Raw genomic sequence first — 23,044 nt, forward strand, 5'->3', positions numbered from 1 at the left:
AGATAACTCCTTCGGAATCCACGCTTGCCGCATCCGGGTTCGGGGTGCGGCCAGGTCGTCACCCGGAGCACCCCACCGAGGAGGAGGGTTGCCGACCAGCGAGCCGGGGCTTGTCACTGGTACTCATGACCTGCCGTCAAGACTCGTCGATATGCTCGAAGAGTGTCAATTTTCACTCAACGTGATCCGAAGTTAGGGCACACTTACCTGTAGCGTGTTCCTCGTGTCAGCGTCTGATGTGTTCGTGTTGTCCCGTCCCCACGGCACCGTTCGAGGTCGGGGAGCAAAGCGTGGCTTCACCGATGTCGACGAGGCGTCGGCAGCACTGCGATCGGGCGCCGTCACCGCACTGACCGGTGCGATCCCGTTCGACGTACGCGACGCGGCCGCGCTCGTGGCGCCGCAGCACCTCGACATCACCGACGAGCCGCTCGCCGGCGGGCCGCCGCTGTCCCGGACGCCGGTCTCGGTCGAGCTGCACCCATCCGCCGACGAACACCGCGAACGTGTCGCGCACGCGGTCAAACGGATCGTCGCCGGCGACGTGGGCAAGGTGGTTCTCGCCCGCAGCCTCGACATCGTCCTCGACGCGGAGGTCTCCCCCGTCGACCTGCTCGACGCGCTCGCCGGCGGAAACTCCGGACACAACGCGTTCGGCGTCGACCTGGGCGCAGCCACCGGTTCGGGCTCCTGGCTTCTCGGCGCGAGCCCCGAGGTACTCCTACGCAAGTCCGGCCCGGTCGTCACCTGTCACCCGTATGCCGGGTCCGCGGCGCGGTCGTCCGACCCCGTCACCGACCGGGCGATCGCCGACCAACTCGCCTCCTCGGCAAAGGATCTCGCTGAGCACGAATTCGTCGTCGACCACCTCCGGGAACGCCTGTCACACCTCTGCGACGACGTCGACGCGCCATCGACCCCGCAGCTCCGATCCACCGGTGAGGTCTGGCATCTGGCCACGCCCATCCGGGCGACGCTGCGCGACCCCGCGACCACCGCGCTCGATCTCGCACTCCTGCTCGGGCCGACACCCGCGGTCTGCGGCACGCCGAGTGATGTTGCCGCACAAATCATCCGAGAGGTCGAAGGGGAACGCGGGTTCTACGCCGGGGCGGTCGGGTGGTGCGACGCCACGGGCGACGGCGAATGGATGGTCACCATCCGGTGTCTCGAACTCGACGCCGACCGCCGCAGCCTGCGCACCTGGGCAGGCGGCGGCATCGTCGAACACTCCGATCCGCAGGGTGAGCTCGAGGAGACCGCCTTCAAACTACGGACGGTGTTGAACGCCTTGGGGATCGACGGACTCGACTGATCGTCAGCCCAACGCCTGGTCGAGATCGCCGAGGAGGTCGTCGACACCCTCGAGTCCGACCGACAACCGGACCACCGAGTCGCTCAGCCCGATCGCCGCACGACCCTCGGGCCCCATCGCCCGATGGGTGGTGGTGGCCGGGTGCGTGATCAGCGACTTCGAATCGCCGAGATTGTTGGAGATGTCGACGACGCGCAACCCGTTGAGGACCTCGAAGGCCCGCTTCTTGCCGTCGATGCCGTCGTGGTCGTTCAGCTCGAAGGTCACCACGGTACCGCCGCCCGACATCTGACTCGTGGCCAGCTCGAACTGCGGATGTGACTGCAAGAAAGGGTATTTCACCCAGCGCACCCGCGGGTCACCCTCGAGGAACTCCGCGATCCGCAAGGCCGAGGAGACCGAGGCGTCGACGCGCAGGCGCAGGGTTTCGAGGCCTTTGACGAGCGTCCACGCGTTGAACGGGCTCAACGCGGGACCGGTGTGGCGCATCAACTGCTGCACCGGCCCGTCGATGTAGTCCTTGGGGCCGAGGACGGCGCCGCCCATGACGCGGCCCTGCCCGTCGATGTGTTTGGTGCCGGAGTACACGATGACGTCGGCGCCCAGGTCGAGACCACGCTGCAGCAGCGGAGTGGCGAAGACGTTGTCCAGCACCACCTGTGCGCCCGCGGCATGAGCCAGTTCGGACACCTTCGCGACGTCGACGAGGCTCTGCATCGGGTTCGACGGGGTCTCGAAGAACACGGCGTCGGTGGGCTTGGACAGCGCCCGCTCCCACTGGTCGAGGTCTTCGCCGTCGACGAACTCGGTCTCCACGCCCCACCGCGGCAGGATCTCGTTGCACACCACGAAGCAGGAGCCGAACAGGCTGCGGGCGGCGACGAGCCGGTCTCCGGCCTTGAGCAGTGCCCCGAGCGCGACGAACACCGCGGCCATGCCGCTCGCGGTCGCGAAACACGCTTCGGCACCCTCGAGTTGGCGCAGACGCTCCTGGAACATCTCGACGGTCGGGTTGCCGTAGCGCGAGTAGACGAAACGTTCGTCCTCGCCGGTGAAGGCACGCTCGGCGGCCTCGGCGGAGTCGTAGACGTAACCGCTCGTGAGGAAGAGGCCCTCGGAGGTCTCGTGGAATCCGGAGCGGGACAGTCCACCGCGCACCGCGATGGTGTCGGCCGACAACCCTTCGGGCAGCGGACGACCCACGGGCAGATCAGGACTCACGATTGCCTCCACGGCAGGTTCTCGGCACGCCAGCCCGACGCACCACGATGATCGTTCTCGTCGAGCGCACCCTCGAAACCGTCGACGACGTTGTACGCCTTCGCGATCCCGTCCGCAGTCGCGGCCTCGGCCGCACCGATGGAACGGTGGCCGGACCGGCACAGAAAGATGACCTCGTGGTCGTCACCGACGCCCGAATCGCGCAGCTGGGTCATGAAGTCGTCGTTGCGTCGACCTTCGGGGAAGGTGGTCCACTCGGCGAAGATCGTGCGCTTGCCGAGGATCTCGAGATCGGGCACACCGACGAACGACCATTCCGCGCGCGTCCGACAGTCGACGAGGATCGCGTCGGGATTGTTCTCGAGCTTCTCCCACGCTTCCCGGGGAGTCAGGTCTCCGGCATAGGTCATGAGGAGCACACCTTCCATTCGCCGTTCTCGCGCACCACGACCGTGTCGACGACGTTCTTGTCGTCGGGCGTCTTGTCATAGTGCCAATGGACTTTCGCGGTCGCCCGGTCACCGTCGACCACCAGTTCGGTGATCTCGGGGATCTCGATGTGACCGTTGGTGGTCAGCGACTCCCTGTTGTCCGCGACGAACTGCGCCTCGGTGATGAAGTCGGCGGCCTCGACGTCGGCCGCACAGGTGTTGGCGCGGTACTCGGAGTAGTTCGGACCGTTACGAGCCGTGTAGACGTCGTTGATCGCGTACTGCACCTGGGCCGAGTCACTCACCCGGTCCTCCGGCGGCCGGCTGACGTTCGACAGCACCACCCCGAGCACCACGAGTCCGACGACGCCGGCCGCGACGAAGAACGGCCAGGCGTTCTTCCACGACGGGGGCGCCTGGTCACCCTCACCTGCAGCTCTGGCCATGGCGGGCAGTCTATCGACCGCCCGGGTGGCGGCGCCGACCGGCGTCGGCGCCCCGCCGGCGAGGCCCCGGGCACGTCGACAACCCGGCGGTCGTGAGTAAGGTGGCCCTAAGAAACTTCGAACAGGTGGCCGGGCACTCTCCGAGATCGCCGACGCCGCACGGCACGACCAGCAAGGAACCCGGATGCGCATCTCCGAACACCGAACACTCACGCTGATCTTCGCGCTCCTCGCGGCCGCGATGGTGGCGACGTCGTGTTCATCGCCCGACGAGTCCGTCGACGAGGGTATGGCGCAGGTGCCCGCCCCCGAATCCGGTGCGATACCGGTGACCGTGCAGCAGGCGTACGCACCGGTGACGGTCGAGCAGCCACCCAAGCGCATCGCGGCGATGGGCGTCGGCGACGGCGACACCCTGCTCGCGCTCGGCGTCACGCCGACGACGATCGCGCCCTTCGCCGATCCCGACCAGGCGACCGCGCCGTGGAACGCCGAACTCATCGGCGACTCGAACCCCGTGGTGCTGGCCAACGCCTCGGCCGCCTTCGGCGACGAGATTCCCAAGGCCCTCGCCACCGAACCCGACCTGATCACCGCGGTGGGCGCCGATCCCACCCGGGATCAGTTCGATCTGCTGACCAAGACCGCGCCGACGATCGTGCGACCGGCCCAGTTCAAGCCGTGGCAGGTGCCGTGGGACGCACAGACCCGGCAGATCGGCACCGCGATCGGGCTGCCCGAGCTCGCCGACCGCAAGATCACCGAGACCGAGCAGTTCCTCGCCGGCGTCCGCGAGAAGAACCCGCAGCTGGCCGGCAAGACCGCCGTCGTGATCACCGCCAGCCCCACCGGCGGCGTGTCCATCTACGGGCCCGACGACGGCCGCGGACAGACCGTCGCCGGCTACGGACTCGCATTCCCGCCCGCGCTCCAGGGTTCGATCAGCAACGGGTTCTACGGCGAGGTGCCCGCCGAGAGCCTCAACCTGCTCGACGCCGCCGACGTCGTCATCGCCGTCGACTGGCAGGGCTCCAACGATCGACTCCGCAACAACGCCGCCTTCAACCGTCTGAACGTCGTCAGGTCGGGACGCGTCGTCTACCTGCCCCAAGAGGTGGGCAGCGCGATGTCGGTACCAACCGTGCTGACCATCCCGTGGGTTGCGGGTCAGGCCGTCGAACCGATCGCCGCGGCGGCCGGGAAGGCGTGAGTCGGCCCGGCAACCGGGTATCGCCACACCTCCCGAGTGAGGGTTACCTCACAGATGGATTTTGGTCGTGGCAGGCAAGCGCCTACCGTAGAAGGGATAGGCCTTATCCATACGCGTGGACCTGGGGGTCACCGGATTTGCTGATCCGCGCGTGCTGAGCAACGGAAGACACCTACTCCATGAGCGAGAACAGCCGCCCGCTGCGGGTTGCGATCGTCGGTGCCGGTCCCGCCGGGATCTACGCCGCCGACGCGTTGATGAAGTCCGACACCGCGAAGGACCGCGGCGTCAGCATCGATCTCTACGAGCGCATGCCCGCTCCGTTCGGCCTGATCCGCTACGGCGTCGCGCCCGACCACCCGCGCATCAAGGGCATCATCACCGCCCTGCACAAGGTGCTCGACAAGCCGCAGGTCCGCCTGCTGGGCAACGTCGACTACGGCACCGACATCACCCTCGACGAGCTCCGCGCCCACTACGACGCGGTGATCTTCTCCACCGGCGCCACCGACGACCGCGTCCTCGACATCCCCGGCATCGACCTCGACGGCAGCTACGGCGCCGCCCAGTTCGTCGCCTGGTACGACGGGCATCCCGACTTCCCGCGCACCTGGCCCCTCGAGGCCGAGAAGGTCGCGGTCATCGGCGTCGGCAACGTCGCCCTCGACGTCGCACGCGTACTCGCCAAGACCGGCGACGAACTGCTGCCCACCGAGATCCCCGCCAACGTCTACGAAGGACTCAAGGCCAACAAGGCCATCGAGGTCCACGTGTTCGGCCGTCGCGGCCCGGCGCAGGCGAAGTTCACCCCGCTAGAGCTCAAAGAGCTCGACCACTCCCCCAACATCGAGGTCGTGGTCAATCCCGAGGACATCGACTACGACGAGGGCTCGGCCGTGGCACGCCGCGGATCGAAGATCACCGACCAGGTCGCCACGATCATCGAGAACTACGCGATCCGCGAGCCCAAGCAGGGCGCGATCCACAAGTTGTTCCTGCACTTCTTCGAAAGCCCCACCGAGATCCTCGGTGAGGACGGCAAGGTCGTCGGTCTGCGCACCGAACGCACCCAACTGGACGGCACCGGCAACGTCAAGCCGACCGGCAAGACCACCGACTGGGAGGTCGGCGCGGTCTACCGTGCGGTCGGTTACCTCTCGGACAACCTGCCCGAGATCCCGTTCGACTCGCAGGCCGGCGTCATCCCCAACGAGGCCGGACGCGTCTTCGACGAGGGTCAGCAGCTCACCGGCATCTACACCACCGGCTGGGTCAAGCGCGGTCCCGTGGGCCTCATCGGTCACACCAAGGGCGACGCCAACGAGACCGTCGACTGCATCCTCAAGGACATGGAGGCCGGTGTCCTCAACGATCCGGGCAAGCCCGGTGAGGACGCGATCATCGAACTGCTCGAATCCAAGAGCATCCCGTTCACCACCTGGGACGGCTGGTACCGACTCGACGAACACGAGCGCGCACTCGGCGCCGCCGAAGGCCGCGAACGCGTCAAGGTCGTCGAGCGCGAGGACATGCTCGCCGCGTCCGAGCCGAACAAGGTGTCACGCCCCTCCGCGTGACACACCGGGGCTCTCCTGCCGGCTGAGCCCACCTCCGCCGGCTGAGCCCACCTCCGCCGGCTGAGCCTGTCGAAGCCAAGAGCGGCGGCCGAGATCTCTCGGTCGCCGCTCTTTCGCATGCGCCGGGCGGTGTGCGGAGGCGTCCTCCCCGCACCCGCCCGACGCGAAATGTCTTGTCGTCGTGGACGCTCAGTTGTGTGGGTTCAGCGGTCTCGGTTCGGCTCAGCGGCCCGGGATCGCGGGAACACCCTCGACGTCGGTGCCACCGCCGGTCAGTGCAACCGAGGCGGACGACGCGGACGAGCCCGTGCCGAATCGCTCCAACGGATTGTCGACGCGACGGACGTTCCACCAGAAACCGGCGTTGTCGGTCAGGTTCTCGGCGTAGTCGGAGATCGCGTACCCGGCGATCGACGACGGGAAGCAGCCGAACCAGACGGTCTTGATCGTGAGCGACTCGTTCTTCTTCAGCTGCGACTTGAACTTGGTCGCGCCGTTGATCTCCTGCAGGGTGACATTGCGGAACTCGCCGTCACGCGCGGTGACCCGCATGAACCGGGTCATGCTCCACGCCTGATTCCACGGAGTGCCCGGAGCCGCGAACTGGCAGTAGACACCGCCCGTCAGCTGGAGGTTGGGAACGGCGGCCTGCGCCGGCGCGACACCCACCAGCGTCCCACCTGCGACTCCTGCGGCGACCAGCAGCCCTGTGACAGCTCGTTTCAGCGATTTCATCGATCCTCCTCGTTCGTAGGCGACACCATGCGTGTTCCCGACGTCACCGTCCGCGTACGTGTTCGACGCGTGACCGGCGACCTGTGTGGCTTGTCGGTCGAGATCCCCACCGACACCGGGACTATCGACCAAGCCTGAGCGAAGTGTTACCGCGGGCACAGCCTCCGCTCAGGTTTCGTGGGCAATTCGTTATGGGACCGACACCGTCGGCGGAAACATGGACCGACTCCGTCGGCGGGGACATGGGACCGACTCCGTCGGGGAAGCGAGTACCCGGGCGCCGGAGAGGCCCTGGCGAAGGTTGGTAAGGTTTACCTTCGTGCGCCGCTCCCTCCGAGTTCTCGGCATCCCGCTCCTGCTGGCGGCCCTCGCTGCGCTGGTGGTTGCCTCGGTGCTCTTCGGGACGCGGCCGGTACCGCTCGACGAGATCTGGCCGAGCTTCACCGCCGGTGCCCACGAGATCTGGACCGCTCTCCTCGACTTCCGCATGCCCCAGGTCCCCAAGGCCACCGACGTCGACGGCATCGTCTGGGACCTGCGCGTGCCCCGTACCCTCCTCGGACTGTCCGCCGGGCTCGCCATCGGTGCGGCCGGCGCCATCACCCAGGGACACACCCGCAACCCGATCGCCGATCCCGGCATGCTCGGGGTCAACGCGGGTGCGGCGTGCGCCGTGGTCGGCGGCATCTACCTGCTGGGGATCAGCAGCCCGATCGCGTTCATGTTCTTCGGTCTACTCGGCGCGGTCATCGCCGCGACGGTGGTCTTCGGACTGTCCGCGCTCAGCGGTTCGAGCCCTCTCACCCTGATCCTCGCGGGCACGGGGCTCACGGCGACGCTCACCGCCGTCACGTCCTCGATCGTGCTCGTCGACACCGCCTCGCTGGACCAGTGGCGGTTCTGGAGCGTCGGCTCGACCGCCGGACGTGGCATCGACGTCTTCTGGGCCAGCCTCCCGTTCATCGGCATCGGTCTGGTGCTCGCCCTGGCGAGCGGCTTCTTCCTCAACGTCCTGAGCCTCGGTGACGACATGACCAAGGCACTCGGTTCCCGGGTCGTGCTGATCCGGTCACTCGGGGTGCTGACCATCACCCTGCTCATCGGAGCGGCGACCGCCGCCTGCGGACCCATCGTCTTCCTCGGACTGGTCGTGCCGCACGTCGCCCGGGCGATCGTCGGGACCGACTATCGGTGGATCATCCCGTACTCGGCCATCCTGGGCGCGATACTGCTCGTCGGCTGCGACATCCTCGGCCGCCTGGTCGCCCGGCCGGGCGAGGTGCAGGTCGGAGTGATGATGGCCCTGGTGGGCGCACCGTTCCTGATCTTCATGGTCCGACGGCAGAGATTGGGGACCGTGTGAGCACGCCGACCTCCGGCAAGACCGAGCCCACCCAACCGGGATCCCCACTGCAGAGATCCGGATCGCGCATCGCGCCGCACCCCGGTGGCTACCGGATCGCGATCGAGCCGGTGTCGATGGTGGTGCGCCCGCGGATGCTCGGCGTCGCCCTGGTGTCCACGGCGGTCGCACTCCTCCTGTTCCTGACGAGCGTCGGTGTCAGCGACTTCCCGCTCACCCCGATCGACGTCGCGCGCATCCTGCTCGGCGGCGGTACCCGGGTCGAGAACGTCGTCGTCTTCGACGTGGCACTTCCCCGGGCACTCGTCGCGCTGCTGGTCGGTTTCGGTCTCGGCATGGCGGGGTCGCTCACCCAGCTCATCGCCCAGAACCCGCTCGCCACCCCCGACATGCTCGGCATCACCGCCGGCGCCGGCGCCGCGGCCGTCGCCGCGATCGCCTTCTCGACGACCAGTTGGGGGTCGGTGTTCGGTGAACTCGGCGTCCCGGCATCGGCGATGGTCGGAGGTCTGCTCACCGCTGCCCTCATGTACTTCCTGGCCTGGCCGGGCCGCAAGGCGAACACCGGGATCAACCCGTTCCGGCTCGTCCTGATCGGCGTCGGGTTGACGTGGATGTTGCAGGCGCTCACGAACTTTCTGCTGACCCGCGCCGACATCCAGGACGTCGCCCGCGCCCAGGTGTGGATCGTCGGCTCGGTGGCCAACGTCGGTTGGTCCAACGTGTGGCCGGTCGCGGCCGGGGTCGTCGTGAGCATGCTCGTGGTCGTCGGTCTGGCGCGGCAGATCGGCATGCTCAGTCTCGGCCCCGACCTCGCGCGCGGACTCGGCGTGCGGACCGGGGTGGTGTCGACGACGCTGCTGCTGACCGCGGTCCTCGTCGCCGCCCTGAGCGTGTCCGCGGCCGGTCCGATCGCTTTCGTCGCCCTCCTGGCCCCGCAGATCGCACTTCGCCTGGCCGGCACCGCGGTCCCCACGCCGCTGCTGTCGGGACTCATCGGCTCGTCGCTGGTGCTCGGCGGAGATCTGCTCTGTCGCGCAGTGCTTCCCGGCGGCCTGCCGGTCGGCATCGTCACCGCCGCGATCGGCGGCCCGTTCCTGATCTATCTGATGATCGCCATGTCCCGGAAGGCGAGCGTATGACCGCACGAACTCTCGAAACCTCGACCGACACCGCGCGTCTGCGCGGAGTCGGGTTGACGGTGGGCTACGACGAACGGATCGTCATCGACGGCCTCGACGTCGACATCCCGGACGGGCAGGTCACGACGATCATCGGCTCGAACGGGTGCGGCAAGTCGACGCTGCTGCGCTGCCTGGCCCGCCTCCTGCCACCCAAGGCCGGTTCGGTGTATCTCGACGGCGAGGACATCTCCTCGATCCGGCCCAAGCAGGTCGCCCGCACATTGGCGATCCTGCCGCAGAATCCCATCGCGCCGGAGGGACTCACCGTCGCCGACCTCGTGGCACGGGGCCGTCACCCGCACCAGCGTTGGTTCCAGCAGGCCAGTGCCGCCGACGAGGCCGCGGTGGCCCAGGCGATGGAGATGACCGACACGCTCGATCTCGCCGACCGAACACTCGACGCACTCTCGGGTGGACAGCGTCAGCGCGTGTGGATCGCCCTGACACTCGCCCAGGACACCGACCTCATCCTGCTCGACGAGCCGACGACCTATCTCGACCTGGCCCACTCCATCGACGTGCTCGATCTCGTCCGGCGGCTACGCGAGGATCACGGCAAGACCATCGTCATGGTCCTGCACGATCTCAATCTCGCCGCGCGCTACAGCGATTCACTGTTCGTCATGCGCAAGGGCGCGATCGTGACCACCGGCTCACCGTCCGACGTCATCGACGCCGATATCCTCGACGAGGCCTTCGGCCTCCGCGCCCACGTCATGACCGACCCGATCTCCGGCGGCCCGCTGATCGTTCCCCTCGACTCACGGACCTCCGCCACGTCCTGATGACCACTGCTCCCTGAGGTGCGAGGAGCGATAGCGACGAGCCACGAAGGGCCTGGTGAGTAACGTTCCGGAGCCCTTCGAGGCTCGCTTCGCTCGCACCTCAGGGAGCAAAGGACGGTTCACGCGCTCGCACCTCAGGGAGCAGGGTCCTCTCGCCGAGCCGAAGTCGCGAGCATGCGCTCGCGGAGCGAATCGTAGACCGGCGGCGATCCGGACATGTGGGCGACGAGAACGGCCGCGGCGGTCGCGGCCAGCATGGGCAGGGCGACGGTGGTCGTCGCGGTCATCTCCATGACCACGACCATTCCGGTGAGCGGCGCCCGCACGACCGCGCCGAACAGGGCGGCCATCCCGGCCAGGATCAGCGCACCGCGCAATCCCGCGTCGCCCGCATCGGAGAGTGGCACGACGACGTCGGCGAACTCGGCGAAGGTTGCGCCCCACAGGGCACCGAGCGCCAGCAGCGGGGCGAACAGTCCGCCCGGCGTGCCCGCGGCGTAGGATAACGGGCCCGCGACGAAGCGCACCAGGAACAGCACGATGAGCGCGGGCAGCACGACTCCACCGTCGAACACGGCCTGGGTGAGATCGTCGCCACCGCCCGCGGTCCGGGCGTCGGCGGCGAGGAGCGCCCCGATCACGGCACCGATCACGGCAGCCCGGGCCATCGGTGGCACGCGGGTGAACCCTCCCACCCAGCCGAGGGTCCCGAGAACCACTCGGCTGTAGGCGATCCCGATCAGCCCCGACAGCAGTCCGAACACGACGAACACGGGCAGCAGGGTCACCGACGGGACGGTGATGGACGGAACGACGAACTCGGGAGGGTCGCCGAGTATCAGCCGACCGGCCGCCACCGCCGCCACGACGGCGAACACGGTGGGCACCACCAGGCGCAGGCGGAACGAGCGACCGACCTCCTCGAGCGCGAACAGGGCACCGCCGATGGGGGCGGTGAATGCCACCGCCAGGCCCGCGCCGCTCATCGATGTCTGCATGACCCGGACATCGGCGTCGTCGAGGCCACCGCGCCGGGCGGTTTCGGCGCCCACGACAGCACCCATGTGCACGGTGGGCCCCTCGCGACCGAGGACGAGGCCCGAGCCGATCGCGGCGAGCGCGCCGGCGAACTTCGCCGGGATGAGCCGGAGCGGCGCCGCGGTCGCCTCACCGCGTTCGACTGCTTCGACGTGCTGAATGCCGCTGCCCGCGGCCGTCGGTACGAGTCGGACGGCCAGCGCGCCGGCGGTGGCGCCTGCCGCGGTGACCGCGATCGGTACGAACCATCCGGGCACACCGAGACCCGCCGACCATTCGAGCATGTCGTGGCGCCACCGTTCGAGATGTTCCAGACACCAGCGGAACGCGCCGCCGATCAACCCGGTGGCGAGGCCGGCGACGACGGCCAGCACACACAGCCGCACCATGCCCCGGTCCGCGGTCTGTGGCGACATCACACGTGGACGCTACCGCGCGTGCCGCGCTCCGGGTGCCCGGCGCATCACACCGGCTGGATCAATCGCCCCTGCATCACCAGCGAGGCATTCTGCTTGAGGCGGCGCATGCGGATGCTGACCGAGTACCCGGTGACCCCGTCGACCGCGGCGAGTCTCGTGCGCAGGTAGTCGTAGAACGCGGCGGTGTCCCGGCAGATGACCGCGACGATCAGGTTCTGCTCGCCGCTGATGGCGGCCGCGAACGCGACCTCGTCGTGCGCCACCAGCTCGGCTCCCGCACGGTCGAGTGCCGAGGGCAGCACGGTCAACCACAGCGTGGCACTCAGGCCGAAACCGAGTCGCTCGGGCAGGATCTCGACGTCGTAGTGCAAGGCGCCGCCGCGTTCGAGAGTGCGGAGTCTCCGGCGGACCCGTCCGACCGTCCAGCCGCAGATACGCGCCAGCTCCCGATGCGGCAACCGTCCGTCCTGGGTGAGCGCGTCGATGAGTACGGCGTCGTCGGGACCCAACCGCGCACTGCCCGTCCGATCGTCGCCCGACGGCTCGTCTCCGGGGGCGGGGTCGTCATCGACCGGCACCGGGTCGGCTGCGTCAGGGCCGCCGGCGAGCAGGGCTCGGGACTCGTGCGACAGATGCCCCCCGAAACCCGTCCACCGCGACGCGGGCTGCCCGAGGTCGAAGGCGTGCAACACGAGATCGATGCGGACGTCGATGATCGACGCGCGAGTCGGGAACACCTGGGCGACAGCCTCTTCCCCCACCACCCCGAGGGGCGCGCGGAGGACGCACACGATCTCGGCGCCACCGGAGACGACATAGGCGAAGGCGACGTCGCGACGGCGTGCCAGTGACGTGGCCAGAGACTCCATCCGGTCCGGCCGGCACCGCACGCGCGCAACCCATTCCGACTGCCCGCGCACCGACGGCTTGATGATGCCGACCACCTTCATCACCCCGGCTCTCCGCAGCGCCTGATACCGACGCGCGGCAGTCTGCTCCGACACCCCCGCGACCTCGCCGAGTTGGCGGAACGACGCACGCGGGGACACCTGGAGTGCGCGCAGGATCGTGCCGTCGATCTCGTCCATGGTGGCAGAAGTGTAACGCTGTTTCGGGTCAGGGCGGAGGTTCTGTGCGGTCCAGGCGGATCAAGAGGGGATTTCGCGGACCGCCACCGGAGAATGGAAGATCTGCGCCGTTCGGCGACACACCTTCCGTACCCCCGAAAGCGAGAGCGAGTGACCGCGTTCAGTCCTGCTGGGTCCATCCCTGCTGGGTCCATCCCGTTTGGGTCCACACCCACTGCCTCCACCGTGCCAGGGCCCGCCCATCTCACCCCGGTCCCTGAACGCCGCACGGCCACCCTCGTGATGGCCTGCCTCGGGGTCTTCGTCGCCTACCTGCCGATCACGAGCGTCGCCGTGGGGCTGCCCGCCATCGGCACGGCGTTCGGCGCGACCACCGCCCAGTTGTCCTGGGTGCAAGACGCATTCGTCCTGCCGATGGCGGCGTTCATCCTCACCGCGGGGGTCTTCGGTGACGTCCACGGCCGGCGCAAGGTCTACCTCGTCGGTCTCTGCCTGACCGCGCTGGGTGCCCTGGTCGCGCTGACCGCGCAGTCGATCGCGATGGTCTGGCTCGGGCAGGCGCTGGCCGGTACGGGGGCCGCGGCACTGTTGCCGACGACGCTCGCCCTCATCAGTCACGCCGTCCCCGACTTCCGCGAACGCGGCAAGTTCATCGGCCTCTGGGCGTCGTCGCTGATGTTGTCGCTGACGGTGGGACCCTTGGTCGCCGGACCGGTCGCCGAGGCCATCGGGTGGCGCTGGATCTATGTGCTGCCCATCCCGGTTGCGGTGATCGCGCTCGTCATCGCCTTCATCACCCTGCCCGAATCCCGGGCACCACAGGCACGCCGCCTGGACTGGCCCGGACAGATTTCCGCCGCGATCGCGGTGACCGCCCTGGTGTTCGGCGTCATCGAGGCCGGGGTCTACGGATTCGTCGACGCTCGCGTCATCGTCGCATCGCTGGTCGCCGTGATCGCCGGCGTCACGTTCGTCGTGGTCGAAAGGCGTTCGGACAGCCCCATGCTCGACCTCCGCCTGTTCGGCAGCCGCGCCTTCACCGCCACCACATTGGTAGCGATGATCACCTTCCTCGCCCTCATCGGCTTCATCTTCGTGCTGAGCATGTACCTGGGCATGGTCCAGCAACTCGGCACCGTCGAAGCCGGATGGCGGCTGGCCCTGATGAACGCCGCGTCGATGCTGGTCGGCGCGCTCGCGGGCAAGATGATGCACCGCATTCCGGCGCGCCTGCTGATCGGCGGCGGCCTGATCATGGTGTCGCTCGCCCTCTTCGCGCTGCTCACCGTCGACGCCGACACCTCGTTCGTCGCGCTGTGCTGGCGCCTCGTGGTCCTCGGCCTGGGCATGGGCCTCGTGATGGCACCGATGACGGCGACCGCCGTGTCCGCGGTGCCCTACCACCTCGCGGGCATGGCCGCCGCAGGCAACAACGCCTTCCGCCAGGTCGGCGGCGCACTGGGCCCGGCCCTGCTCGGCGCACTGCTCACCGCAGGTGCGGTGAACTCCCTGCCGGACGCCCTCGCCGATGCCGGTGTGGGCGAGGCGGTACGCGACCGCGTGGTCGGTGCGGTCGACGGAGAGGGACTCGGTGCGGTGTCCGGCCTCGACCTGGGTGCGGACACACCCGCCGTGATGCACGCCGTCGGCACCGCGTTCCTCGACGGGATGCACCTGTGCCTGGTGTTCTCCGGGGTCCTCACCGCCGGCGCCGCGGTCCTCGCGCTGGTGATGCTGCGCCCCGCCCGATCCGTCGAAGAGTCGCAGACGGTGTGATTCCGCGGCTCAGCGCCGTCGGGTGAGCAGCAGCCGCGCGCCGGCGTCGAGCAGGAACCCGAGGATGCCGATGACCACGATCACAGCGGCCACCTGGTCGTAGGCGAGCTGGTCGCGTGCGTTGAGGATCTGGTAGCCGAGACCTGAACGCACACCCAGCATCTCGGCGGGTACGAGTACCACCCAGGCGATACCCAGGGCCACCCGGATCCCGGTCTGGACGTTGCCGCGGATCGCCGGCACCACCACCGTCGTCAGGACCTCGATGCGGGTGGCGTGGAACGATCTCGCGACTTCGAGGTAGCCGCTGTCGATCGCCTTCACTCCGGCCGCGGTGTTGATGACGATCGGCCAGATCGCCGCGATCGCGATCAGGAAGATGACCGGCTCGTTGCCGATCCCGAAGACCATCACCGCGATCGGGGCCCAGGACAGCGGCGAGATCATCCGCAGGAAGGCGACGATGGGGTTGGCCGCCCGGTCGGCGGTGATGCTCAGCCCGATCAGCAGCCCCAGCGGGAGACCGAGCACGACCGCGATCAGGAGCCCGATCACCAGGCGCCACAGGCTCAGGCCGATGTCGGGCAACAACACACCCCGATCGAGCAGTTGCACCATCGCCGGGAACACCTGCTGCGGCGCGAACTGTCGCGCAAGCGAATCCGCGGAGGGGATGACGGTGGTGCTGAGCCACCAGAGCGCGATGAGCGTGGCGATCGCGATCGCCGGGGGCACGAGCGTCGACCCCGGTCGTCGACGGGGCGTGAGCGACTCGTCCTTGGTCAGCAGCGTCATGAGGTCACCTGCTCAGTTCTCGTGAGGTCGGCGGGCAGGCCGAGAGCCACGGCACCACCGCGGGATTCGATGGCGGTGCGGATGAAACGGTCGTCGACGAGATCGGCGTGCACGGTCGCCGGGTCGATCCGATCGAGGAATCGACGGTCGCCGTCGACGATCGTGTTGTCCATCTCGGCGACCAGCCGCTCGGTGAAGCTCGCGAACGGGAACGGCTCGAAACCGAGCCGCTGCGGTTGCCAGTCGGGGTGGGCGACGACGAAGTCGGCCGGATCGTACGTCAGAGCTTTGGCGATGGCCGGTGTCGGTTGCGGCAGATAGCCTCCGGACAACTCGGCCGCGGCCCGTCGACGATCGAGGTCGAGGTGGTGTTGCGCTGCCACCACGGAGTCGGCGAGTGACTGGACCGCCGCGGGGCGTTCGTCGATGGCGGACTGGTGGACGAGCAGCGCACAGCACGCGTGCTGACGCCAGACGTCTCCCAGGAACGTGTGTATCCGACCGATCCCGCGCACCTGCGCCATGGCGTTGAACGGATCGGCGACGACGTAACCGCCGATCGACCCGTTGGCGAGGGCCGGAACCATGTCCGACGGGCTCATGACGACGAGTTCGACGGTCCGGTCACCGCGAGAGGCGCCGGACCGGATAACCGGACGCAGACCGTGCTGCCGCAGCAGCCTCTGCAGGATGATGTTGTGGATCGACCACCAGGCCGGGATCGCTATCTGGGAGCCTGCCAGCTGCCCGAGCTCGACGATGTCGGGGGCCACGGTCAGCGCCGATCCGTTGGTGTGGTTCCAGCCCAGTACCTGCACCGGACTGTTCATCGAATACCGCAACGCGACAGCCATCGGCATCAGCAGATGAACGACATCGACCTTGCGCGTCACGAAGGCCTCGGCCAGCGAGGACCAGCTGCGGAACAGCACCGGTTTGGTCGCACTGACGGCCGCCGGATCGTAGAGTCTCGCCGAGTGGGCGATGAGCAACGGTGATGCGTCGGTGATCGGCAGGTAGCCGAGGCGCAGCGCGTCGGTGGCGCCCGGCGGGTCGGCCGTCGCGGCGCGGCCCAGCCCGACGACGCCGCCGATCCCGCCCGCGACCGTGAGACCGCCGAGCCCGGTCAGGAGTGCACGACGCGAGATGGAGGGGTTCACACCTTCTGCCCCACCTGCCGGCCGAAGTTCGCGAGGATGTCGGAGCGGCGCACCGGGTCCGACCGATCGACGACGGAGCCGGTGGAGTCGGGAGTGAGCGACCATTGCGCACCGATCCGGCCGGTCTCGGACAGCAGGACGACGCGGTCGGCGAGCCTGATCGCCTCGTCGACGTCGTGGGTCACGAGGACGACGGTGATGGCCAACTCGGCGGTGAGCTCGGCCAACCAGGTCTGCAGTTCGCCGCGGACCGCGGGGTCGAGCGCGCTGAACGGCTCGTCGAGCAGTAGCAGCCGGGGTCGGATCGCGGCGGCCCGGATGATCGCCACCCGTTGCGCCTGACCGCCGGACAGCTCATCGGGATAGCGGTCGGCGAGACCGGCGAGCCCGAACCGGTCGAGCAGACCCTGCGCATAGGCACGGTCGAAGGCGGCGCGGTGCGCGGCGAAGCGTCGACCGAACCCGATGTTCTCACCGACGGTCAGCCACGGCATCAGCAACGGTCGCTGGAACACGACGCCGGTGTGCGGTCGTCCGGCGTCGGTGTCGTCGGACCAGTCGAGGGTTCCGGCGGTGAGGGTCTCGAGCCCGGCCAGGACCCGCAGCAACGTCGTCTTCCCACTTCCGCTCCGTCCGAGAATCGCCACGAACTCGGCCTCGTCGACCGTGAAGTCGATGTCGGAGAGGACGGTGTGACCGCGGAACGACTTGCGGCCGCCCGTTATTCGAACTGCGCGAGTTCCCACCGCAGCTGTCCTTCCGAAGGTGATTGGATGGGGATGAAGGCGGTCTCCCGAAAACGGCGATTGGTGTCGCTCCCGGTGGCGTAGCCGGCACCGCCGCGAACTGTGGCCTCGAGCCGGGAGGACGCCGCCGCGGTCTGGGCCGCATCGAGTCGCAGGCGGATCAGCTCGGCGGGTGACGGTGCCGACGGATCGACCGCATAGTCCCCCAGGCGCTGCCGGATGTCGACGAAATCGGCTGTCCGGTGGTCGAACTCGGCGCGGAAGACCTCGTTGACACCGGTCAACGAGCCGGCGGCCCCGTCCAGCGCCGAACCGATGGCGCCGCTGCAGAACGAGCACTGGAGCAGCAGGAACACCGGGCGGATGCGACGCACGAACGACGTGAGGTCGTCGGAGATCACATTCTCCTCACCGACCACCACATCGTGGAGCGCGAGGGAGGTCGACGCCGTCGACCCGAGTCCGATCAGCTCCGGTGCGGTTCGGATCTCGACACCGGGAGCGTTCGCGTCGACGACGACCACGAGTGTGGTGTCCCCGGTGCGCACCGGCAGGACGATGAGCGATTCGTCGTAGACGTTGGAAGCCCACCGGATCGGGCCGTTGATCACCAGTCCGTCCGGACCGACGTGGCCCGTGATGGGTACCTCGCCCAGTCCGGCGACCTGTTTGAGGCCGGCCGCCATGGCGGTGACCCCGATCCGGTCGCCGGACACGAGCGACCGAAGATGCTGTTGCCGAAGCCGTTCCGGCGCGCGGGCCACGTACTCGATCACCATCCGCTGAGCCCAGAGTGAGAAGCCGACCGACAGGCTCGCCGCCGACACACGCTCGATGACCTCGACCATGGAGGCCACCGACGCGGAGTGATCATCGTGCGCCCCGACTCCCCTGTCGAGTAGGCCGGCACGACCGGCCGCGGCGATGTCCACCCGGGTGTCGGTCCGGCCCGCATCGAGATCGCGCGCCCGGTCGGCCACTGACGACACGACGTCGCCGACGGTGTCCACGCCGGTCACCTCGGATTTGCCGGCGGTGAGGGTCGGTCCCATGTGTCAGCCCTGGAGTCGGTGCAGACGGTCGACCGGGGTCGATACGACGTCGCGAGCATGGCGGACAGCTGCCTCGTCCGGGGCGTCGTAGAAGCACAGGCACTTGTCGGTGTCCTCGCGGACATAGGTCCGCAGGAAGCTGACCTCGGGGACGTCGGCGTACTTCGGCGAATTGGCCTTCTTCCGCGCGAGGTAGGTGTCCATGTCGATCGCCTCCGGGATGTCCCATTCGACGAGGTAGCCGGCGGTCGGGCGTGCCTTCTTGAGTTCGGCGAGATCGGCGCCGACGAGTCGGACCTCGTCGGGCCCGGCGGCGACGAGACCACTGAACTCGTCGACGTCGCTGATCGAGGCGGCCCGGCATCCGTCGAACTCCGCGATGACGAACAGGCGGCCGGCGCCCTCGGTGACCTGGGTCTCGATGAGTTCGCCACCGGCGGTGCGCAGGTGGGCGTCGAGACCCTTGATCAATTGTTCGACGCTGCCCGCATCACCGTCGGCAGGTTCGAGTTCGTAGAGGAAGAGCGCCATGATCGGCCTTTCGTCGGTGAGGGGGTTGCCCGATGTGGAGTCGCGACGCCGCTCGCCGGAAGAACCGGTTGCGCAACGAGACACGACGAAGATCGCAGCATCGACGCTGCGAGAGTTCGGGTTTCAGAATCCGTGCGAGATGAGAATCAACAGGCGGCACCGGCGACACGAAGCAGATCGACGTGTACGCGGCGGGTGAGGAACCTGTGGATCACGTCCTCGACCCTGGCATAGACAGACTGGTCTGTCTATAGCCGCCAGTGGTTTACCCTCGTATCTGTGACCCACGTCAATGAGACCGTCGCAACCGAGCCCAGCGCGGCCGACACCGCGTCCCCGGCGCAGCGGTTGCTCGCTGCGGCGACCGAACTCTTTGCCGCACAGGGAATCAGGTCTGTCGGGATCGACCTGATACTGCGGTCCTCGGGAGTCGCGAAGGCCAGCCTCTATAGCGCTTACGGCTCCAAGGACGGGCTGGTCATCGCCTACCTCGACCATTTGGATCAGGCTGATCGCAATCGATGGTCGGACGGCACCAAGACCCTCGGCGGTCCCCGCGAGCGCATTCTCGCCTTCTTCGACCTCGCCATCGCCGGCGCGCCGGCGCGCAACTTCCGCGGCTGCCAGTACGCCAATGCCGCCACCGAGTTCCCGGACACGCAACTGCCGCCGGTCACCGCTCATCGCGACTGGGTGCTGACCACCCTCACCGACAACCTCCGACAACTCGGCGCCGCCGACCCGGACTCCGAGGCGCGACAGATCCAGATCGTCTACGACGGCGCACTCGCGGGTTCGAAGATGGAACGGTCCACCGCTCCGATCGCCACGGCACGACGACTGGCCGAGGTCCTGCTCGATGTGTCACCCGGCGCGGCGTCCCCCGACCATCGACGCGACATAGCGCGCGGGGACGTCGAACCACACCTCCCGGGCCGGTAACCGGCCCAGCACCGCCGGCGACAGGTCGGTCGCGTAGGTCAGACTCAGTGTCCCGGAGAAATCGGGGTGCACGCGATCGAGCGACGGGATCTCCACGACCAGCCCGTCGACTCCCAGTACTGCGCGGGCCATCGTTCCCGCCGGGGCCGTCCACTCATGGTCGATCGCCCGTCCGGCCCTGCCGGGCACACTCGACACGGTTCCCAGGATGCGCGTCGGCGTCAGGGCGAGCGCACCGGTGAACGGCCGGACACTCTCCCGCGCCGACCGTCCGGGCACCCGGCCGCTGAAACGCAGTGCCACCGGGACGAATTCGGCGATGTGGTGCGCATGTTCGGCAACCACCGCATCGCGCAATTCATCGGGAAGTCTGCCGATGCCGAGCATCCGGCGGAGGGAGGCCACGCAGTCACCCTAGGCCGTTGCGGGCGAATTCTCCGGGCCTTCGTGGGATGGCCGATCGACATCCCCGGCCAGGCATCTATTCGACGATCGGGGGCGGATCGCCGCCGAGCCGCTCGGTGACCACGCCCGCAGCGGCCCTCACCAGTTCGCCGAGCTCGATCACCGCGTGACCAGACAGTGCTCTGCGGGCGTCGACGACCGCGAGGATCACCGCGGGTGTTCCACCGGGGCCGAAGGCGACCGCGTTCACCGAGATCGGTTGATACTCGCCTTCCGGATCGATCTCTCCGACAACGACATCGGAGGGAAGCTGGCGCTGCGCCTCCCGCAGGGCGGTGACCGCGCGTCGGCCGGCCACCCCCGCACCGCGCAACCCCGCGACCGTCGCCGACAACGACTGCTCGCTCTGGTCGGCGCATTCCACGGCGTACCCACGCGTTCGGATCACCTCGAGCATCGGGCGATACACCTCGCGGAGAACGCCGTGATCGACTCTGACATGGTCCGCGCCGAGGAGCAGCCACTCGTCGAGCCGATCGGGCGGGTACCAGGCGGCCAGGCCGGCGCCCAGCGGTGGCGCGATCTCCAGGGTGTCCCCCAGACGCAGACCGAGCGTGCCGCGGCGACCGCTCACGGGTTGCACGATCTCACCGATGGCCAGGTCTGCCCCCGAGGGTACGAAAGCTATTGCGGCCATGCCGGTTTCGTCAGCCAGATCGCGCATCAGCGGGCGGGCGATCTCGACCGGCGCCATCGCCCGGGACGCAGCCTCACCGATGGGCACCACCGTCGGCCCCAGCCGGAAGCCCTTGGTCACGGGATCCCGTAGCAACCAACCCGCTTCGGTCAGCGCGATGACCATCGGATAGCACGTGGGCTTCGAGACTCCCAGGTGGCGCGCGATGTCAGCCAGGCTACGGGCGGTCGTCGGCTGATCGGTCAACAGCTGCATGAGCATCACGATGCGTTCGGTCTGCGGGGAGGATCTCGCCATCTCGCCATCCTGCCAGCAACCGGGGCGTTCGCATAGTGCGACTCTGGCGTCGCACTGTGATCGTCGTTACCCTCATCCCCACACCCGGACAGCTCTCGAAAGGTCCCCACAATGGCAACTGTCAACGGCGGTCAGCTCCTTGCCCGCGCACTCGCCCAGGCCGGCACGACGGAGGTCTTCACCCTTCACGGCGGACACCTCGACGCCTTCCTGATCGCTTGCGCGGGAGAGGGAATCCGGCTCACCGACACCCGTCACGAGGCGAGCGCCGGCCACGCCGCCGACGCCTACGCACGTGTCACGGGCGGCTTCGGCGTCTGCGTGGTCACCTCGGGACCCGGGTTCACCAACGTCTACACCGCGCTGGCCAATGCCTACCTGGACCGCTCGCCGACACTGTTCGTCGTCGGGGCGCCTCCGCTGCGCGAGACCGAGACCAATCCGCTGCAGGGCGGTTTCGACCAGATCGCCGCCGCCGACCCGGTCACCAAGTGGGCCTACCGGATCACCGACGCCGCCCGCGTCCCCGAGATCGTCGCGCTTGCGATCCGCAAGGCCACCAGCGGCGTGCCGGGCCCGGTGCTGCTCGAACTCCCCATCGACGTCATGTTCGGCGAGGCCGACGACGATCAGGTGCGCTTCCCCACCAATTACCGGGTCTCGACGCGGTCCGGGGCGGATCCCGACGCCGTGACCCTGGCGCTCGACCTGCTGCAGACCGCATCGAACCCCGCGATCGTGATCGGCGGCGGGATCACCTTCTCCCGTGCCGAGGAAGCACTTGTGGCTTTCGCCGAGACCGTCGGCGTGCCCGTCTTCTATCCGGGCAAGGCCGACGGTGCGATCCCGGCCGACCACCCGCTCGCCGGCGGTGGACTCCTGTCGATGGGCACCATCCCGGCCCTCGGGGCGCCCACACCCGACGTCGTCGTCATGGCGGGCACGCGAGCCGGGATGTTCACCGGCGGGCGGGCCAGCATGTTCCCGGGCGCCAAGATCATCCAGATCGACATCGACCCCGCCGAGATCGGCCGGATCTACGACGTCGAGGTCCCGATCGTCGCCGACTGCCGCGCCGCTCTGGAACAACTCACCGCTGCGGCCGCCGGACGGACCTGGCCGGACTGGACCGAGTGGGCGAGCACCGTGAAAGCCGCCAGAGGCGCGCATGCCGCCGGATTCCCCGACGCGACCACCGACACCGGCAAGATGCACCCCTACTTCGCGGCCAAGGCCATCGTCGAGGCCTGCCCGCCGGACACCATCTTCGTGCTCGACGGCGCCGAGGCCCCGTCCTGGGCCGAGTTCTTCGTCGCCGTCGGCCGTCCGGGAAGCGTCCTGCGGCTGGGCTATCTCGGATGCCTGGGCGTCGGACCGGGATTCGCGATCGGAGCGGCCCGGGCCCGGCCCGGCGCACCCGTCGTGCTGATCACCGGGGACGGCGCAGCCGGTTTCCACCCGCAGGAATTCGACACCATGGCCCGTCATCACCTGCCGGTGACCACCGTCGTCTTCAACAACGCCGTCTGGGGCATGTCGATCCACGGGCAGGAGGCCGTCTTCGGGCCCGAGGGCGTGGTCGTGTCCGAGCTGGCCGACAGCGACTACGAGAAGATCGCGGAGGCCTTCGGCGGAATCGGAATGCGCGTCAAGCATCTCGACGATCTCGCGCCCGCCGTCGAAAAGGCTCTCGGCGCCGATGTCCCCGCGTGCATCAACGCCGAGATCGAGCCGGGCGTCGTCCACCCGATCACGACCATGATGCTCGGCGACGTCACGAGCACCGACGAGATCGTCGTCCCCTACTACGAGAACCTGCCCCGGTGACCAC

The 23,044-nt window shown here is 68.5% G+C and carries 23 protein-coding genes and 1 riboswitch; of the genes, 9 read left to right on the forward strand and 14 right to left on the reverse strand.

What is annotated here, in order from left to right:
• Positions 1-15: 15 nt before the first annotated feature.
• A riboswitch (SAM riboswitch) is annotated at positions 16-131 on the reverse strand.
• A gap of 107 nt (positions 132-238) precedes the next feature.
• Entirely contained in the window at positions 239-1,315 is a 1,077-nt protein-coding gene (locus MAY35_RS00475; RefSeq protein ID WP_238418963.1) for an isochorismate synthase MenF, read from the forward strand.
• 3 nt (positions 1,316-1,318) lie between these two features.
• On the opposite strand, the gene MAY35_RS00480 is transcribed toward MAY35_RS00475, so the two are convergent.
• The 3 genes from MAY35_RS00480 to MAY35_RS00490 are packed head-to-tail and all read right to left on the reverse strand — an operon-like array spanning position 1,319 to position 3,413.
• Positions 1,319-2,536, reverse strand: a complete 1,218-nt coding sequence (locus tag MAY35_RS00480) for an O-succinylhomoserine sulfhydrylase (RefSeq protein ID WP_238418665.1) — start codon at positions 2,534-2,536, stop codon at positions 1,319-1,321.
• Positions 2,533-2,946, reverse strand: a complete 414-nt coding sequence (locus tag MAY35_RS00485; protein WP_238418666.1) for a rhodanese-like domain-containing protein — start codon at positions 2,944-2,946, stop codon at positions 2,533-2,535. The genes MAY35_RS00480 and MAY35_RS00485 overlap by 4 nt, the downstream gene beginning before the upstream one ends.
• A complete protein-coding gene (locus tag MAY35_RS00490; protein ID WP_238418667.1) occupies positions 2,943-3,413 on the reverse strand; it encodes a hypothetical protein in 471 nt (156 codons plus the stop codon). Before MAY35_RS00490 ends, MAY35_RS00485 begins: the two co-directional genes overlap by 4 nt.
• A 184-nt stretch (positions 3,414-3,597) precedes the next feature.
• On the opposite strand from MAY35_RS00490, the gene MAY35_RS00495 reads away from it, so the two are divergent.
• Complete coding sequence (locus tag MAY35_RS00495; RefSeq protein ID WP_238418668.1) at positions 3,598-4,623, forward strand: ABC transporter substrate-binding protein; 1,026 nt, start codon at positions 3,598-3,600, stop codon at positions 4,621-4,623.
• A gap of 179 nt (positions 4,624-4,802) precedes the next feature.
• Positions 4,803-6,200, forward strand: a complete 1,398-nt coding sequence (locus tag MAY35_RS00500; RefSeq protein WP_238418669.1) for an FAD-dependent oxidoreductase — start codon at positions 4,803-4,805, stop codon at positions 6,198-6,200.
• A gap of 222 nt (positions 6,201-6,422) precedes the next feature.
• Here the strand turns inward: MAY35_RS00500 and MAY35_RS00505 are convergent, their stop codons facing one another.
• The gene (locus tag MAY35_RS00505) at positions 6,423-6,935 is read right to left on the reverse strand and encodes a hypothetical protein (RefSeq protein ID WP_238418670.1); all 513 of its coding nucleotides are present in this window, start codon (positions 6,933-6,935) and stop codon (positions 6,423-6,425) included.
• A gap of 319 nt (positions 6,936-7,254) precedes the next feature.
• Here MAY35_RS00505 and MAY35_RS00510 point away from each other — a divergent pair, with 319 nt between their 5' ends.
• From MAY35_RS00510 to MAY35_RS00520, 3 genes are read left to right on the forward strand one after another with little or no spacing between them, the layout of a single operon-like run.
• Entirely contained in the window at positions 7,255-8,298 is a 1,044-nt protein-coding gene (locus MAY35_RS00510) for an iron ABC transporter permease (protein ID WP_238418671.1), read from the forward strand.
• Complete coding sequence (locus tag MAY35_RS00515; protein WP_374237901.1) at positions 8,295-9,440, forward strand: FecCD family ABC transporter permease; 1,146 nt, start codon at positions 8,295-8,297, stop codon at positions 9,438-9,440. The genes MAY35_RS00510 and MAY35_RS00515 overlap by 4 nt, the downstream gene beginning before the upstream one ends.
• The gene (locus MAY35_RS00520) at positions 9,437-10,267 is read left to right on the forward strand and encodes an ABC transporter ATP-binding protein (RefSeq protein WP_238418672.1); all 831 of its coding nucleotides are present in this window, start codon (positions 9,437-9,439) and stop codon (positions 10,265-10,267) included. Before MAY35_RS00515 ends, MAY35_RS00520 begins: the two co-directional genes overlap by 4 nt.
• A 134-nt stretch (positions 10,268-10,401) precedes the next feature.
• On the opposite strand, the gene MAY35_RS00525 is transcribed toward MAY35_RS00520, so the two are convergent.
• Together MAY35_RS00525 and MAY35_RS00530 are read right to left on the reverse strand one after the other, a co-directional pair.
• On the reverse strand, positions 10,402-11,724 hold the full coding sequence (locus MAY35_RS00525) for a ClC family H(+)/Cl(-) exchange transporter (RefSeq protein ID WP_238418673.1): 1,323 nt from the start codon (positions 11,722-11,724) through the stop codon (positions 10,402-10,404).
• 44 nt (positions 11,725-11,768) lie between these two features.
• The gene (locus tag MAY35_RS00530) at positions 11,769-12,812 is read right to left on the reverse strand and encodes an Lrp/AsnC family transcriptional regulator (RefSeq protein WP_238418674.1); all 1,044 of its coding nucleotides are present in this window, start codon (positions 12,810-12,812) and stop codon (positions 11,769-11,771) included.
• Positions 12,813-13,094: 282 nt separating this feature from the next.
• On the opposite strand from MAY35_RS00530, the gene MAY35_RS00535 reads away from it, so the two are divergent.
• Positions 13,095-14,588 carry a DHA2 family efflux MFS transporter permease subunit gene (locus MAY35_RS00535; protein ID WP_245403479.1) on the forward strand — a complete coding sequence of 498 codons (1,494 nt, stop codon included), beginning with the start codon at positions 13,095-13,097 and terminating at the stop codon, positions 14,586-14,588.
• 9 nt (positions 14,589-14,597) lie between these two features.
• Here MAY35_RS00535 and MAY35_RS00540 read toward each other — a convergent pair whose 3' ends face one another.
• The 6 genes from MAY35_RS00540 to MAY35_RS23410 form a co-directional block, all read right to left on the reverse strand.
• Positions 14,598-15,383: an ABC transporter permease gene (locus tag MAY35_RS00540; RefSeq protein ID WP_238418676.1), complete on the reverse strand. Its 786-nt coding sequence runs from the start codon at positions 15,381-15,383 to the stop codon at positions 14,598-14,600.
• Positions 15,380-16,543, reverse strand: a complete 1,164-nt coding sequence (locus MAY35_RS00545; RefSeq protein WP_238418677.1) for an ABC transporter substrate-binding protein — start codon at positions 16,541-16,543, stop codon at positions 15,380-15,382. Before MAY35_RS00545 ends, MAY35_RS00540 begins: the two co-directional genes overlap by 4 nt.
• Positions 16,540-17,289 (reverse strand): ABC transporter ATP-binding protein, encoded by a 750-nt coding sequence (locus tag MAY35_RS00550; RefSeq protein WP_374237902.1) that lies wholly within the window; start codon positions 17,287-17,289, stop codon positions 16,540-16,542. The genes MAY35_RS00545 and MAY35_RS00550 overlap by 4 nt, the downstream gene beginning before the upstream one ends.
• Complete coding sequence (locus MAY35_RS00555; protein ID WP_238418678.1) at positions 17,265-18,341, reverse strand: acyl-CoA dehydrogenase family protein; 1,077 nt, start codon at positions 18,339-18,341, stop codon at positions 17,265-17,267. Before MAY35_RS00555 ends, MAY35_RS00550 begins: the two co-directional genes overlap by 25 nt.
• 3 nt (positions 18,342-18,344) lie before the next feature.
• A complete protein-coding gene (locus MAY35_RS00560; RefSeq protein ID WP_238418679.1) occupies positions 18,345-18,872 on the reverse strand; it encodes a DUF4242 domain-containing protein in 528 nt (175 codons plus the stop codon).
• A 146-nt stretch (positions 18,873-19,018) separates the two neighbouring features.
• A complete protein-coding gene (locus tag MAY35_RS23410; RefSeq protein ID WP_374237909.1) occupies positions 19,019-19,087 on the reverse strand; it encodes a putative leader peptide in 69 nt (22 codons plus the stop codon).
• Between the two features lie 64 nt (positions 19,088-19,151).
• Here MAY35_RS23410 and MAY35_RS00565 point away from each other — a divergent pair, with 64 nt between their 5' ends.
• Positions 19,152-19,814, forward strand: coding sequence for a TetR/AcrR family transcriptional regulator (locus MAY35_RS00565; protein WP_238418680.1), 663 nt, complete (start codon positions 19,152-19,154; stop codon positions 19,812-19,814).
• Here the strand turns inward: MAY35_RS00565 and MAY35_RS00570 are convergent.
• Positions 19,737-20,219: a hypothetical protein gene (locus MAY35_RS00570; protein ID WP_238418681.1), complete on the reverse strand. Its 483-nt coding sequence runs from the start codon at positions 20,217-20,219 to the stop codon at positions 19,737-19,739. The genes MAY35_RS00565 and MAY35_RS00570 overlap by 78 nt on opposite strands.
• A gap of 76 nt (positions 20,220-20,295) precedes the next feature.
• Positions 20,296-21,213, reverse strand: a complete 918-nt coding sequence (locus MAY35_RS00575) for an IclR family transcriptional regulator (RefSeq protein ID WP_238418682.1) — start codon at positions 21,211-21,213, stop codon at positions 20,296-20,298.
• Between the two features lie 111 nt (positions 21,214-21,324).
• On the opposite strand from MAY35_RS00575, the gene MAY35_RS00580 reads away from it, so the two are divergent.
• Positions 21,325-23,040, forward strand: coding sequence for a thiamine pyrophosphate-binding protein (locus MAY35_RS00580; RefSeq protein ID WP_238418683.1), 1,716 nt, complete (start codon positions 21,325-21,327; stop codon positions 23,038-23,040).
• The last annotated feature ends 4 nt before the right edge of the window (positions 23,041-23,044 follow it).

This window comes from Gordonia sp. 'Campus' (genome assembly GCF_022206305.1).
Taxonomy (GTDB): domain Bacteria; phylum Actinomycetota; class Actinomycetes; order Mycobacteriales; family Mycobacteriaceae; genus Gordonia.